The organism is Lutibacter oceani (assembly GCF_003384935.1).
GTDB classification, from domain to species: domain Bacteria; phylum Bacteroidota; class Bacteroidia; order Flavobacteriales; family Flavobacteriaceae; genus Lutibacter; species Lutibacter oceani.
The window spans coordinates 282,138-296,579 of the sequence record NZ_QTTQ01000012.1 but is presented as its reverse complement, the minus strand read 5'-3'; the positions used below and the strand labels follow the sequence as shown (position 1 = coordinate 296,579).

The following is a 14,442-nucleotide window of genomic DNA, read 5'->3' as shown; positions in this document are numbered from 1 at the left end:
ATTTATAGAAAATTATTTTTTAATCAATTCAATTTCATAAAGTTTACTCCAGTGTTTTCCAGTAACAAACATTCTGTTATTTTCTTTGTCAAAAGCAATACCATTTAAAACCTCATCACTATCAGTTAGGTTTTGTTCTTTTAAGATTTCTTCTTTTAAGCCATTTAAATTAGCAACTCCTTCAACTTTTCCAGTTGTTGGATTCACAATTAAAATGGAGTTTTTTTGCCAAATATTTGCATAAATTTTACCATTGATGTATTCAAGCTCATTTAATTTTTCAACTTTTTGTTTATTAGTATAAGCTTCAATATAACTTTCTTCAATTAAAGTTTCAGGATTTAAAAACCAAATTCGCTCAGTACCATCAGATTTTATTAATTGTTCTCCATTATTTGTTAATCCCCATCCCTCACGACTTTTAGTATATTTGAATTCCTTTTCTTTTTCAAAAGATTCTAAATCATACACAATTCCAATACCACTCTGCCAGGTAAGTTGGTAAATTTTATTATTAAAAATTGTAATTCCTTCCCCAAAATAGGCAGCATCTAAATCTTTTTGTTGCAATGCTTTACCAGTTTCTAATTCCACTTTTCTAATATAAGATGTCCCTTTTCTGCCAGTGCTTTCATATAAAAAACCATCCTTATACTCCAAACCTTGAGTATAAGCTTCTTTATCGTGTGGATAGGTATTTATTATTTTATAAGTGTATATTTCCGGACTAGTATCTGCCATAAAATATACAGGTTTTGTTACTTTTTTGGTTTTATCCTCGTAAAAAACAAGTGCAGTCACCTCATGTTTACCAAGTCTATAATCATTAATATTAATACTTACCGAAGTTCCTTCAGAAGTAATTTTTTGATTATCAATTGAAAATTGAACAGATTTTATAGGTTTTCCTTCTTTTTCAGAAATTGAAATTTCAAGAATTTTATTAGATTGAATTTTATTAGGAGCGTTTAAAACAAATTTATACTCACTTTTACATGATATTAACGAAATAAATAGAAATAAACCTAATAATGATTTGTTTGACATAATTTAAATTAGCTTTTTATTAATTTTTATGTAAATAAAATAAATTATTTGTTTGAAGTTTCAAAAATATAGTTAAATTTGCAGTCTGAAAAATAAAAACAGCATTAAAACGAGTTTACGATGAGAAAAGGTATACACCCAGAAAATTATAGAATGGTAGCATTTAAAGATATGTCTAATGAAGATGTGTTTTTAACTCGTTCAACAGTAAATACTAAAGAAACAATTGATGTAGATGGTGTTGAATACCCATTAGTAAAATTAGAGATTTCAAGATCTTCACATCCATTTTACACAGGTAAATCTAAATTAATAGATACTGCAGGACGTATTGATAAATTTAAATCTAAATACGCTAAATTTAAAAAATAATTAATTTTTTAAATAGATAATATTTTAAAGCCTCAACGAAAGTTGAGGCTTTTTTATTGATAAATACTTAGCATTAAGCTTTCTATAATTAAGTTATAATTAAAAATTGTTATATTGTATGAAAAATTTATACTATGCCTATATATATGGATCGTCATGATATTCCGAAAGAAATTAAAGCGGAACATGTTGCTGAAATGCATCAAATTGATTTGAAAATAGAACATAAATTTGGTTGTAAGGGGTTAACTTATTGGTGTGATGAAGATAGAAATACAGCATTTTGTTTAATTGAAGCTCCTAATAAAAAAGCAATTCAAGATATGCATAACCATGCTCATGGTGAATTTCCTCATAGTATAATTGAAGTTGATAAAAATATTGTTGAATCTTTTTTAGGACGAATTGAAGATCCAGAAAAAGCTCAAAATACAGAATTAAATATTATAAATGACCCGGCTTTTAGAGTAATAATGGTTATTGAAACCAGTAATTATTTAAACAGATTAGAAGCAAATCAATTTAGTTTATTTACTCAAAAATTTCATAATAGTGTTTCAAAATCAATTAAACATTTTAAAGGTAGTATTGTAAAAAAGGATAATAATAATTATTTAGTTTCTTTTAAATCGGTTAGTAATGCTGTTTTTTGTGCCTTAAAAATTCAAGCGAATTTCAAATACATAACTCCCAAGTTTGATATAAAAAACAGAAAAATGAAAATTGCTTTAAGCGCAGGTGTTCCAGTATCTGAAAAAGAAGGTATTTTTGAAGAGGCAATTGTGCAGGCTACCAGAATATGTGAGGTTGTAGCAGAACAGCTTGTTATTTCTAACGAGGTAAAAGATTTATATGAAAGTGAAAATAGAAATACAATTATTAATAAGGAATTGATTAGAGCTTTAAAGCCTTCGGAAGAAAAATTTCTACTACATTTAATGGATTACATTGAAGCAATTTGGAATAAGCCTAATTTTAATGTCACTAATTTCAGTAAAGATTTAGGTTATAGTAAATCTCAGTTATACCGTAAATTGATAAATTTAACAGGAAAATCGCCAAATAACTTCATAAAAGAATTTAGATTACATAAAGCATTGAATTTACTTTATAAGCAAAATGGAAATATTTCAGAAATAGCATATGAATCTGGATTTAATAGCCCTGCTTACTTTTCAAAGTGTTTTTTAGAAAAATATGGAGTACTTCCATCTAAATATATTCAGCAACATATAATTTAATATCTGTTAAAATTACTTCATGGTTTAAAATTCTTATTTTTTGAACGAATTGTTGTATTAGTCATCATTTTATCTTTCTAAATTGTAACTGTTTAAAAACAAGTATAATCTATATTTTTTGAAGATTGTAAGTCTGTTTAAACGTGGTATACCCTAACAACAGTCAAAAGTCTTACAGTTTAATAGTTAGATTTTTAAATTCTAGAATTTATAGAAACAGTAAAACAACATTACTATAGGGTAATTTTATCCAAATAACTAAAAATAAACAATTATGAAAATTGCAAAAGACGATATTGAAGTTAAAATGCAGATTCCAGGAGCTATTATCCGTCAGAAAACAGATTTTGGAGATGCTACTGGATTAGGTAAAATTAGTGGAGAGTATTTTAGCCTCTCTGCAGGAGTTGATACAACACCTTTGTTTATGGGGCTTGAAGGGAATTTGTGTCAGTGTCCACATTGGGGATTTCTTTTAAGTGGTCAGCTTACCACTACTGATGCCAGCGGTATTGAAGAGGTTGTTGATGCAAATGAACTATTTTATTGGCCTTCAGGGCACAATGTAAAGGTTAACGCTGATGCGGAGATTGTTATGTTCAGTCCTCAACATGAGCACACGCATGTAATCAATCATATGATTGAGAAGACTAAAGGTTAAAACCAAGAATTAGCAAAAAGAGTCTTCCCAAGTTAATAGTATAGCGTAAGATTAAAAATTTTAGGAAAAGTACTATTTAATTTCCCACATAATATGTTAGCTATCATGTTTATTTTATTTAAATTATCAATTCAAGAATTGGAAATATATGTTAGAACCTAAAATTTAGAATTAAAGCCTGATAATCCTTTAAAAAAAAATACTAACTAAAAAATCAAAGAGTATGTCAAATTTAATTAAAAACTTAGACACTTCCGTATTGGAAGAGTTCGCTTCTAAATTACGAGGAAGATTAGTTAAACCTACAGATGCTGATTATGATGAAACTCGAAAAGTATACAATGGAATGATTGATAAGCATCCTGGGATGTTTGTAATGTGTGTTGATGTTGCGGATGTTATAGCAGCTGTTAATTTTGGTAGAGAAAATAATTTATTGGTTGCTGTTAGAGGTGGAGGACATAATGGTGGTGGATTAGGTATTTGTGAGGATGGATTAGTCATTGATTTATCAGGAATTAAATTTATTCGTGTAGATACTTCAAATAATACAGTAAGAGTTGGTGGTGGAAATCTTTGGGGAGAAGTTGATCATGCAACACATCCGTTTGGATTAGCTGTGCCTGCCGGAATTATATCCACAACTGGAGTTGGAGGCTTAACACTTGGAGGTGGAGTTGGCCATTTATCGCGTAAATACGGATTAACTATTGATAATTTGTTAGAAGCTGATATGGTTTTGGCAGATGGTTCTTTCGTTACAGTTAATAAAAATCAGAATGCTGATTTGTTTTGGGCAATTCGTGGTGGTGGTGGAAATTTTGGAATTGTAACTTCCTTTAAATTTCAAGGACATCCTGTAAAAAATGTAATAGGAGGTCCAACTTTATGGCCTATTGAAAGAACTGAAGAAATTATGGAATGGTATCATGAATTTATTCAAAATGCTCCTGATGAGTTAAACGGATTTATTGCTACAATGGTTATTCCTGGAGCACCTTTTCCAGAACATTTACATAATAAGCAGTTTTGCGGAATTGTTTGGTGCTATGTTGGGGATCCAGATAAATTTAATGAATTATTTAAACCAGTTAAAGAATTAAATCCACTTTTTGAACATGTGGGAGAAATGCCTTACCCTTCAATACAAACCTTGTTTGATGGTTTATTACCTCATGGATTACAATGGTATTGGAGGGCAGACTTTTTTAATGAATTGGGTTCCGAAGTTAGAGCGCAACATTTAAAATTTGGTTCAAATATTCCAACGCCACTTTCACAAATGCACTTGTATCCAATTACTGGTGCAGCAAGTAGAGTTAGTGCTGAAGATACTCCTTGGGCATATCGTGATGCAAAATATGCAGGAGTAATTGTTGGAGTTTCTCCAAATCCAGAAGATGCAGATAAAATAACTAAATGGTGTAAAGATTATTGGGATGCTTTACATCCATTTTCATCAGGAGGAGCTTATTCAAATTTTATGATGGATGAAGGTCAAGAGCGTGTAAAAGCCAGTTATAAGCATAATTACAAACGTTTAACTGAAATTAAAAAGAAATATGATCCAGCTAATTTATTTAGTGTAAATCAAAATATTAAACCAAGTAACTAATTAAATCAAGAGAAATATGAAAACTATTAAATTAATTGTCATTGTATTAACAGCAGTATTTGTTTCTAATTGTTCAAATAAGAAATCAAATACTCAAGAAGCCTCAAATGAAAATTTGGCCGTAGTTGTTAATGAAGAACCGGTTGAAGCCAGTTTATTTGATCGCTTAGGAGGAACGGATGGAATTTCATCTATAGTGGATGATATTGTTCAAGCTCATTTAGACAATCCTGTTATTAATCATGTGTTTTTACCTTTAAAAGAGAATCCAGAACATTTTGAAAGTTTCAAAACACATGTAAAAGAATTTTTATCTGCAGGTACAGGAGGGGGTGCAACTTATACAGGAAAGGATTTGCCTTCAGCTCATAAAGGATTGAATACAACAGAAAAAGAATTTTTAAGTGCTGTGGATGATATTTTAATGACTTTAAGTAAACATAACATTGATGAAGAAACCAAAAAAGATATGTTATATATTTTATACTCTATGAAAGGAGCTGTAATTGGGATGTAAAATTATTTCCTTTTAAATAAAAAACCCATTACATATGTAATGGGTTTTTGTTTTATAAATATTGAAAAATGTTATGCTAACATTGTAACAGGGTTTTCTATATACTGTTTTAAAGTTTGTAAAAATGCTGCTCCAGTAGCACCATCAACAGTTCTATGGTCACAAGCCAAAGTTACTTTCATTGTGTTTCCAACAACAATTTCTCCATTTCTAACAACTGGTTTTTGTACAATAGCGCCAACCGATAAAATTGCTGAATTTGGTTGATTTATAATTGAAGTAAATTCAGAAATACCAAACATACCTAAATTAGAAACTGTAAATGTACTTCCTTCCATTTCGGCAGGAGTCAATTTTTTAGTTTTTGCTTTAATAGCTTTATCTTTTACTTCTGCTCCAATTTGAGTCAAACTTTTTTGATCTGTAAAAGGAATTACAGGTACTAAAAGTCCGTCTTCAACAGCTACAGCAACACCAATGTTAACATGATGATTTACACGAGTTCTATCATCAAACCATTGAGAATTTACTTGTGGATGTTTTTTTAATGCCATTGCACTTGCTTTTACAACCATATCGTTAAACGAAACTTTAGTATCAGGAATTTCATTAATAACTTTACGTGATGCAATAGCACTATCCATATTAATCTCTAACATTAAATAATAATGTGGAGCTGTAAATTTAGATTCACCCAACCTGCGTGCAATTGTTTTACGCATTTGAGAATTGGTTGTTTCTTCAAAACTTTCTTCGCCTAATGCCATAACTGGCGAAGCAGGAGCGGCAGCAGATACTGGTACATAGTTTTCAATGTCTTGTTTTACAACTCTACCATTTTCTCCCGTCCCAGCTACATGTGCAAGGTTAATTCCTTTTTCTGCAGCTATTTTTTTAGCTAATGGAGAAGCAATTACCTTTCCAGTATTTACAACTGGTTGTTGTACTGCTGTACTCTGAGTTGCTGCAGTTGGAGATGCTGCTGTTTCTTGAACTTGAATAGGAGCAGCTGCTTTTGGAGTTTCCTCTTTAGCAGGTTTAGAATCTTCACTTGAAGGGGTAATTTTAAAATCTTTTATAATACCATCAATATCTTCACCTTCTTCACCGATAATTGCTAATAGGGAATCTACTGGAGCGCTTTCTCCATCTTTCAAGCCTATATATAAAAGTGTACCTTCGTTAAAAGATTCAAATTCCATGGTTGCTTTATCTGTTTCAATTTCAGCTAAAATATCGCCTTCTGAAATTTTATCACCTACTTTTTTTAACCACTGCGCTACAACTCCTTCAGTCATTGTATCACTTAAACGTGGCATTGTAATTATTTCTGCCATTTATCTATGTTTTAAAAAAGGATAATCTTCTTGTTCGTAAACCATATCGTATAATTGTTGTTTTTCTGGAAATGGAGATTCTTCTGCATATTTTTGACATTCTGCAACTTTATCTTTTACTTCTTTATCCCAGGCTTTAATTTCTTCATCTGTAGCATATTTTTTATCTTTAATTTCTGCCAAGACTTGAGAAATTGGATCAATTTTTTTGTATTCGTCAACTTCATCTTTTGTTCTATAGTGTTGAGCATCACTCATTGAATGACCTCTATATCTATAGGTTTTAATATCTAATAAAGTTGGTCCGTCACCACGTCTTGCTCTTTCAATAGCTTCGTCCATTGCTTCAGCTACTTTAACAGGATTCATCCCGTCAACTGGTCCACAAGGCATTTCATACCCTAAACCTAACTTCCAAATTTCATCATGATTTGCAGTACGTTCTACTGAAGTTCCCATTGCATATCCATTATTTTCACAAATAAATACAACTGGTAATTTCCAGTTAATTGCCATGTTAAAAGTTTCATGTAAAGAACCTTGACGAGCTGCACCATCTCCAAAGTAGGTTAAAGTTACCCCATCTCTTTCAAAGTACTTATCAGCAAAAGCTAAACCAGCTCCTAAAGGAATTTGTCCTCCAACAATACCGTGACCTCCATAAAAATTATGCTCAGGTGAAAAAATATGCATAGATCCTCCCATACCTTTGGAAGTTCCAGTTACTTTACCTAATAATTCTGCCATAACTTTTTTGGGATCTACTCCTAAACCAATTGGCTGAACGTGATTACGGTAAGCAGTTATCATTTTATCATTTTCTTTCATTGCGTGCAAAGCACCTGCTAAAACAGCTTCCTGACCGTTATATAAATGTAGAAATCCTCTTACTTTTTGTTGAATATAAAGGGCTGCTAATTTGTCTTCAAACTTTCTCCAGAAAAGCATGTCTTTATACCAATTGATATAGGTTTCTTTCGTTATTTTTTTCATTTATAATAAGATATTAAATTTATATCGAATTGCAAAAGTACTACTTTGCAGAATAGTATAAAAATAAGTGTAAATATTTTTTACGATAATGTTTTCGAACTAACAATTATCTAATAAATGTTAATTTTTTTGAAACTAACATATTAAAGCGATGTTAAAATTGAAGAAACTATAAATAATGATATTATGTTTTTTGTTGAAAACAAGAAAAGTCTATGGAATTCCATAGACTTTTTTTTAATTTCATATTAATATGAAGTGCTTTTAGTGATCCATATAATCTTCAATCGGGTTGCAAGAACAGATTAAATTCCGATCACCAAATGCATCATCAACTCTTCTAACAGAAGGCCAAAATTTGTTTTCTTTTAAATAAGGTAATGGAAAAGCTGCTTCTTGACGCGTATATGGGTAATTCCATTCATCAGCGGTTAGCATTTCTTGCGTATGTGGTGAATTTTTTAGAGGCGAATTTGTGTCTCCGCTTTCCATAGTATCAATTTCACTTTTTATCTTTATTAAAGCATCACAAAAACGATCTAATTCCGCTTTGTTTTCACTTTCAGTTGGTTCAATCATTAGCGTTCCTGCTACAGGAAAAGAAACAGTAGGTGCGTGATAACCATAATCCATTAATCGTTTAGCAATATCGGTTACTTCAATTCCTTTTTCTTTAAATTCTCTAAAATCAACAATCATTTCATGGGCAGCAAAACCATTTTCACCTGAATATAAAATTTTGTAATGTTTTTCTAAACGGGCCTTCAAATAATTTGCATTTAAAATAGCGTAAATTGTTGCTTCTTTTAAACCTTTTGTTCCAAGCATTTTAATGTAACTATAAGAAATTAACAGAACCAATGCCGATCCCCAAGGAGCTGAAGAAATTGCAGTAATTGGAGTTTCTCCACCTGTTTGTATAATTGGGTTTGAAGGTAAAAATGGCGCTAAATGTTTTACAACACAAATTGGACCTACACCTGGACCACCACCACCGTGAGGAATTGCAAAAGTTTTATGTAAATTTAAATGGCAAACATCTGCTCCAATTGTTGCAGGATTTGTTAATCCAACCTGGGCATTCATATTTGCACCGTCCATATAAACTTGTCCGCCATATTTATGAATAATTTCAGTAATTTCTTTAATAGTACTTTCAAAAACTCCATGTGTCGAAGGGTAAGTAACCATTAAAGCTGCTAAATTATCTTTGTGTAATTCCGCTTTTTCACGTAAATCATCCACATCAATATTTCCTTGTTCATTAGATTTTGTTACAACTACTTTCATTCCTGCCATTACAGCAGAAGCTGGATTTGTTCCATGAGCTGATGCAGGAATTAAACAGATGTTTCTATGGTGATTTCCTTTCGATTCGTGATATGCTTTAATAACCATTAAACCTGCATATTCACCTTGTGCACCTGAATTTGGTTGTAATGATGTTGCATAAAAACCTGTAATTTCATTTAAAGCGGTTTCTAAACCTTTAAAAACCTCATGATAACCTTGCGCTTGGTCAATAGGTACAAATGGGTGCATAACTCCCCAATTTGGCCAACTTAAAGGTAGCATTTCTGTTGCTGCATTCAATTTCATAGTACAAGAACCTAAAGAAATCATTGAATGATTTAATGATAAATCTTTACGCTCCAATTTTTTTATGTAACGCATCATTTCAGTTTCTGAATGGTATTTTTCAAAAACTTCATTAGTCATAAAGTTAGATGTACGTTTTGCAAATAAGTCTAAATTATTTTCAGTAATTGAATCTAAAACAAAGGTTTCTTTTCCTTCAGCTTCAGTCAAAATTTCAAGAATTGTATTGATATCCTCTAAACTAGAAGTTTCATTTAATGAAATACTTACATTTTTAGAATTTGGATAATAGAAATTAACACCTTTGCCTTCAGCAATTTCTTTCACCTTTGTAGCATTTGAAACTTCAATAGTTAATGTGTCAAAAAATGTGTTATTTAATTGTTTTAAACCAATTTTAGTGATTCCTTTATTTAAGGTTGCTGTTAAATTTTGGATTGTATTTGCTATATATATTAATCCTTTTGGACCGTGAAAAACTCCATACATTCCTGCCATAACGGCTAATAAAACCTGAGCAGTACATATATTTGATGTCGCTTTTTCTCTTTTAATATGTTGTTCTCGGGTTTGCAATGCCATACGTAATGCTCGGTTGCCATCTTTATCTTGAGTAACACCAATTATTCTACCAGGTATATTACGTTTGTATGCTTCTTTAGTAGCAAAATAACCAGCATGTGGACCACCATATCCCATTGGAATTCCAAATCGTTGCGTTGTACCAATTACAATATCTGCACCCCATTCACCTGGAGGAGTTAAAATTGAAAGACTTAATAAATCAGCCGCAACGGTTACTCTAGCTTCTTTTTCATGAGCTTTCTTTACAAATGATTCATAGTTATAGACTTCACCATTTTTTGCAGGATATTGTACAATTCCACCGTAAACATTCTTATTGAATTCAAAATTTTCGTGATTTCCAATAATTAACTCAATTCCTAAAGGAATTGCTCTCGTTTTTAAAACATCAATGGTTTGTGGTAAAACTTCTTCTGAAACAAAAAACTGAACTGCATCATTCTTTTTTTGTTCTCTGGATCTTGTATTTAATAACATTATCATGGCCTCGGCAGCTGCAGTTCCCTCATCAAGCAAAGAAGCATTAGCCAGCTCCATACCTGTAAGTTCAGTTACCATTGTTTGATAATTTAACAGCGCTTCTAATCGACCTTGTGCAATTTCTGCTTGGTATGGTGTATATGCCGTATACCATCCCGGATTTTCAAGAATATTTCTTTGAATTACCCCTGGAAGAATTGTAGGGTGATAGCCTAAACCTATATAGTTTTTAAATAACTTATTTTTATTTGCAAGTTCTTGAATATGAGTCATGTATTCATACTCGCTCATTGCTTTTGGTAAGTTTAGATCGTTTGTTAATCGAATATCTTTTGGAATTGTTTTATCTATTAATTCGGCTACTGAAGAAACTCCAATAGTTTTAACCATTTCATTTGTTCCCTTTTCACGAGGTCCCACATGTCTTAAAACAAAAGAATCTGTTTTCATTTAGTAAATTGTTATATGAATAATTTAATGTGCCAAAATTACAGAAAATACTATAATGAAAATAGCCTTGATTTACTTAATTATAATATTTTGTTAACCAAGATTTAAATATGTTAATAAATTGTATTTTTGTTTAATGCTCAGTTTAAAAAGGATTCTTGATTTTTATATTTTTAGTAATATTCATGTTGCTTTTGCAGGTTTTTGTATTACTAAAATAACGTTGCTTAAATTTAATGTTTTTAATAATCTAGTCCCTTTTTTTGTTGCATTTTCTATTTTGGCTTCCTATAACTTTATTCGGTTTTATGAAATAAAAACAAAACGGCTTAGCTGGTTTAAAAGCTGGTTTTTAAATAATAAATTTAAAGTATCGGTTTTATCAATTATTTCAATAATAATGGTAATTTTTATAACTTTTTTTACAAGTTTTAATTTAAAATCGTTAATTATACTTTTTCCATTTGCAGTAATGACTGTATTTTACGTGATTCCTTTTTTTAAAACTGAAAAGATGGAATTTTCTTTTAGGTATTTTCCAACAGTAAAAATATTTAGTATTGCTTTAGCTTGGGCTGGAATTTCGGTACTTTTTCCATTAGTTGAAGCGGAAATTAAATTTAATTCAACAATTTATATAGAATTTATTCAGCGAATTTTAATTTTAATTGCCATTACCATCCCTTTTGATATTAGAGATGTAAAATCAGATTTTAAAAGTTTAAAAACTTTACCTCAATTGTTTGGAGTAAAAAAATCCAAAATTTTAGGAACTGTGTTATTGGTGTTATTTGTAATTTTGGGATTTTGGAATAACTTCTTTTTAACAACTGATATCATAATTGCAATTATTACAGGGATTTTTTTATGGTTTTCTTCAGAAATAAAATCGAGATATTATACAGGTTTTTGGGTAGAGTCAATTCCTATAATATGGTTAATTTTAATAATTTTTAATTAATATAAAATGAAAAATAATGACAGTAAATATTTTGAGGTAAATAAGGAAACTTGGAATAAGAAAGTAAGTATTCATTCAAAATCTGAGTTTTATAATGTTGAAGGTTTTAAAAAAGGTAAAACGTCATTAAATTCATTTGAATTAGAAGAAGTAGGAGATGTAAGCGGAAAATCTTTGTTGCATTTACAATGTCATTTTGGTCAGGATACCTTAAGTTGGAGTAGGTTAGGTGCTAAATGTACGGGTATAGATTTATCTGATGAAGGAATTAAAGTAGCTAAAAGGTTAAATTCTGAATTGGGTTTAAACGCTACATTTATTGAGAGTAATTTGTACGATGTTCCTAAAAAAGTGAAAGGAAAATTCGATATCGTTTTTACATCTTATGGAGTAATTGGCTGGTTACCAGATTTAAAAACCTGGGGAGAAATAATTGCAAATAAGTTGAAAAATGGAGGTGTATTTTATTTAATAGAATTTCATCCTATAGTTTGGATGTTTAATTATTTACAAACGCCTCCAAAATTGGTATACCCTTATCAGAATAGTGACGTAATTTATGAAGAATATAAAGGAACTTACACAAATAATAATGCAGATATTATTAGTAGGGAGTATGGTTGGAACCATGGTTTAGGTGAAGTTGTTACTGCATTAACTAACGCAGGGATGCATATTGAGTTTTTACATGAATATGAAAAATCACCATATAATGTTTTTCCCGAAATGGAAAAAACTGATGATGGATTGTTTAAAATGAAAAAAGATCAGCAGCTGTTTCCTTTGCTTTATTCAATAAAAGCGATTAAAAAATAATAAAATGGTTCTTTAAATTTTTCTAAAAAAAAAACTTAAATTGAAACTTTAGATTTAATTTTTAATCGATTCTTTTGATTTTGGGAGTACTAAATTTAAAATTACTCCAACAACCGAGGCTAAACCAATGCCTGCCAAAGAAAAGTTTCCAAAACCTAATTGAGCTCCACCAATTCCAACAGTTAAAATAACTGATATTATTACCTGGTTTCTTGTAATGGAAAAATCGGTTTTAGCATCAATTAATGTTTTAATTCCAATACTTGCAATCATTCCAAAAAGTAATAGCATAATACCTCCTAAAACTGCTTGAGGAATTGTTTTTAAAATAGCACTTATTTTTCCAACAAGTGAAAAAACTATTGCTGTAACTGCTGCAATACGCAATACTCTTGGATCTGTAATTTTTGTTAATGCAATAGCTCCTGTAACTTCAGAATAGGTAGTGTTTGGTGGACCTCCAAAAAAACCAGCAAATGCTGTAGCAATACCATCTCCTAGTAAAGTTTTATGTAATCCAGGATCTTTTACAAATTTTTTGTCAGCTACACCACCAATGGCGTACATATCTCCAATGTGTTCAATAATTGGTGCAATTGCCACAGGAATCATATATAAAATAGCTCCCCAGTTAAATTCTGGAGTTATAAATTTTGGTAAAGCAAACCATGCAGCATCATTTACCACTGAAAAATCAACTATTCCGGCTATAATTGAGATGGTATAACCTACAATAATTCCTATAAAAATAGGTATTAGTTTTATCATTCCTTTTGTAAAAGTTACAATAATTATTGCTGTAGCTAAAGCAGCCAAAGCAATTGGCCAGTTCGTTTTTGCCATATCAACTGCTGCTGTCGCTAAAGACAAACCAATTATCATTATAACTGGACCTATAACTACTGCTGGAAATATTTTTTCAATAACTTTTAATCCCCATAATTTTATAATTGCAGACACAATAGAATAAACGATACCTACTGCAATAATTCCTCCAAGTGTACCAGGGTATCCGTATAGTTTTGTAGCTGCAATAATTGGAGCAATAAAAGCAAAGCTACTTCCTAAAAATACAGGAACTTTGCCTTTTGTTATAAAGTGAAAAATGAGTGTTCCAACTCCAGCGGTAAATAAAGCTACTGCCGGATCTACATCAATTAGCAGAGGTACTAACACAGTTGCACCAAATGCAACAAATAAAAATTGGATTCCAATAATAATTCTTTTGGTTGGATTAGATGTGCTTGTCAAAGTTTGGTTTTGAGAAGGTTTCATAGGGTGGTTTTAATTTTAATCGAGCTAATTTAGGTATAAAAGCAAAATAAACGAATGCAAAAGTGATAGATTATTTTGTGAAGTAGAAATTTAGAATGATTCTAGAAAATTAAACTTTAAAAATTGCTACTTTTTTTTCATTTTAAGAATTTTTTAGGTGTTTTTTTTGTTAAAACTCATTTTTGGACCTAATTTTTTACTTAAAATATTCATATTTAGCGAAAAATAAATTTTAAATAAAATATTTTTTTACCTTTTTTATTTGGCATTTCGAAATCGTTTTAAATAGCATTTTTTTGGTTGTTAAATTTTCTTTTTTTCTTTTTTTTGAGAGTTTCTAAAAAACGTAAAAATACATTTGTTACAGAAGTTGTATTTTTATTAATAAAACAATATAATGTTAATAAAAATACGAATAAACTAAATAAAAGAAGAATAAATAATTATTTATTGTCAAATAGTTAATAAATTTATGTGTTAAAAATAATTAAAA

General features: G+C 30.3%; 12 protein-coding genes. 7 read left to right on the top strand and 5 right to left on the bottom strand.

Annotation, left to right across the window (positions count from 1 at the left end; genetic code table 11):
* Positions 1-12: 12 nt before the first annotated feature.
* Complete coding sequence (locus BX611_RS14285) at positions 13-1,047, bottom strand: glutaminyl-peptide cyclotransferase (protein ID WP_115882568.1); 1,035 nt, start codon at positions 1,045-1,047, stop codon at positions 13-15.
* 120 nt (positions 1,048-1,167) lie between these two features.
* On the opposite strand from BX611_RS14285, the gene BX611_RS14280 reads away from it, so the two are divergent.
* The 5 genes from BX611_RS14280 (at position 1,168) to BX611_RS14260 (ending at position 5,453) form a co-directional block, all read left to right on the top strand.
* A complete protein-coding gene (locus tag BX611_RS14280) occupies positions 1,168-1,419 on the top strand; it encodes a type B 50S ribosomal protein L31 (protein ID WP_115882567.1) in 252 nt (83 codons plus the stop codon).
* Positions 1,420-1,553: 134 nt separating this feature from the next.
* Positions 1,554-2,660, top strand: a complete 1,107-nt coding sequence (locus tag BX611_RS14275) for a nickel-binding protein (protein WP_115882565.1) — start codon at positions 1,554-1,556, stop codon at positions 2,658-2,660.
* Between the two features lie 307 nt (positions 2,661-2,967).
* Complete coding sequence (locus BX611_RS14270; RefSeq protein WP_240324985.1) at positions 2,968-3,321, top strand: cupin domain-containing protein; 354 nt, start codon at positions 2,968-2,970, stop codon at positions 3,319-3,321.
* Between the two features lie 223 nt (positions 3,322-3,544).
* Entirely contained in the window at positions 3,545-4,936 is a 1,392-nt protein-coding gene (locus BX611_RS14265) for an FAD-binding oxidoreductase (protein WP_115882561.1), read from the top strand.
* A gap of 16 nt (positions 4,937-4,952) precedes the next feature.
* Positions 4,953-5,453, top strand: a complete 501-nt coding sequence (locus BX611_RS14260; protein WP_115882559.1) for a group I truncated hemoglobin — start codon at positions 4,953-4,955, stop codon at positions 5,451-5,453.
* Between the two features lie 71 nt (positions 5,454-5,524).
* Here BX611_RS14260 and BX611_RS14255 read toward each other — a convergent pair whose 3' ends face one another.
* From BX611_RS14255 to gcvP, 3 genes are all read right to left on the bottom strand, one after another.
* On the bottom strand, positions 5,525-6,790 hold the full coding sequence (locus BX611_RS14255) for a pyruvate dehydrogenase complex dihydrolipoamide acetyltransferase (RefSeq protein WP_115882557.1): 1,266 nt from the start codon (positions 6,788-6,790) through the stop codon (positions 5,525-5,527).
* Positions 6,791-7,783: a pyruvate dehydrogenase (acetyl-transferring) E1 component subunit alpha gene (gene pdhA, locus BX611_RS14250; protein WP_115882555.1), complete on the bottom strand. Its 993-nt coding sequence runs from the start codon at positions 7,781-7,783 to the stop codon at positions 6,791-6,793.
* Positions 7,784-8,047: 264 nt separating this feature from the next.
* Complete coding sequence (gene gcvP / locus BX611_RS14245) at positions 8,048-10,897, bottom strand: aminomethyl-transferring glycine dehydrogenase (protein WP_115882553.1); 2,850 nt, start codon at positions 10,895-10,897, stop codon at positions 8,048-8,050.
* Between the two features lie 514 nt (positions 10,898-11,411).
* Between gcvP and BX611_RS14975 the strand changes: the two genes are divergently transcribed.
* Both BX611_RS14975 and BX611_RS14235 read left to right on the top strand, forming a co-directional pair.
* Positions 11,412-11,858 (top strand): UbiA prenyltransferase family protein, encoded by a 447-nt coding sequence (locus BX611_RS14975; protein WP_147296431.1) that lies wholly within the window; start codon positions 11,412-11,414, stop codon positions 11,856-11,858.
* A gap of 6 nt (positions 11,859-11,864) precedes the next feature.
* Positions 11,865-12,674 carry a class I SAM-dependent methyltransferase gene (locus BX611_RS14235; RefSeq protein WP_115882549.1) on the top strand — a complete coding sequence of 270 codons (810 nt, stop codon included), beginning with the start codon at positions 11,865-11,867 and terminating at the stop codon, positions 12,672-12,674.
* Between the two features lie 54 nt (positions 12,675-12,728).
* On the opposite strand, the gene BX611_RS14230 is transcribed toward BX611_RS14235, so the two are convergent.
* Positions 12,729-13,949: a uracil-xanthine permease family protein gene (locus tag BX611_RS14230; RefSeq protein WP_115882547.1), complete on the bottom strand. Its 1,221-nt coding sequence runs from the start codon at positions 13,947-13,949 to the stop codon at positions 12,729-12,731.
* Positions 13,950-14,442: the final 493 nt, after the last annotated feature.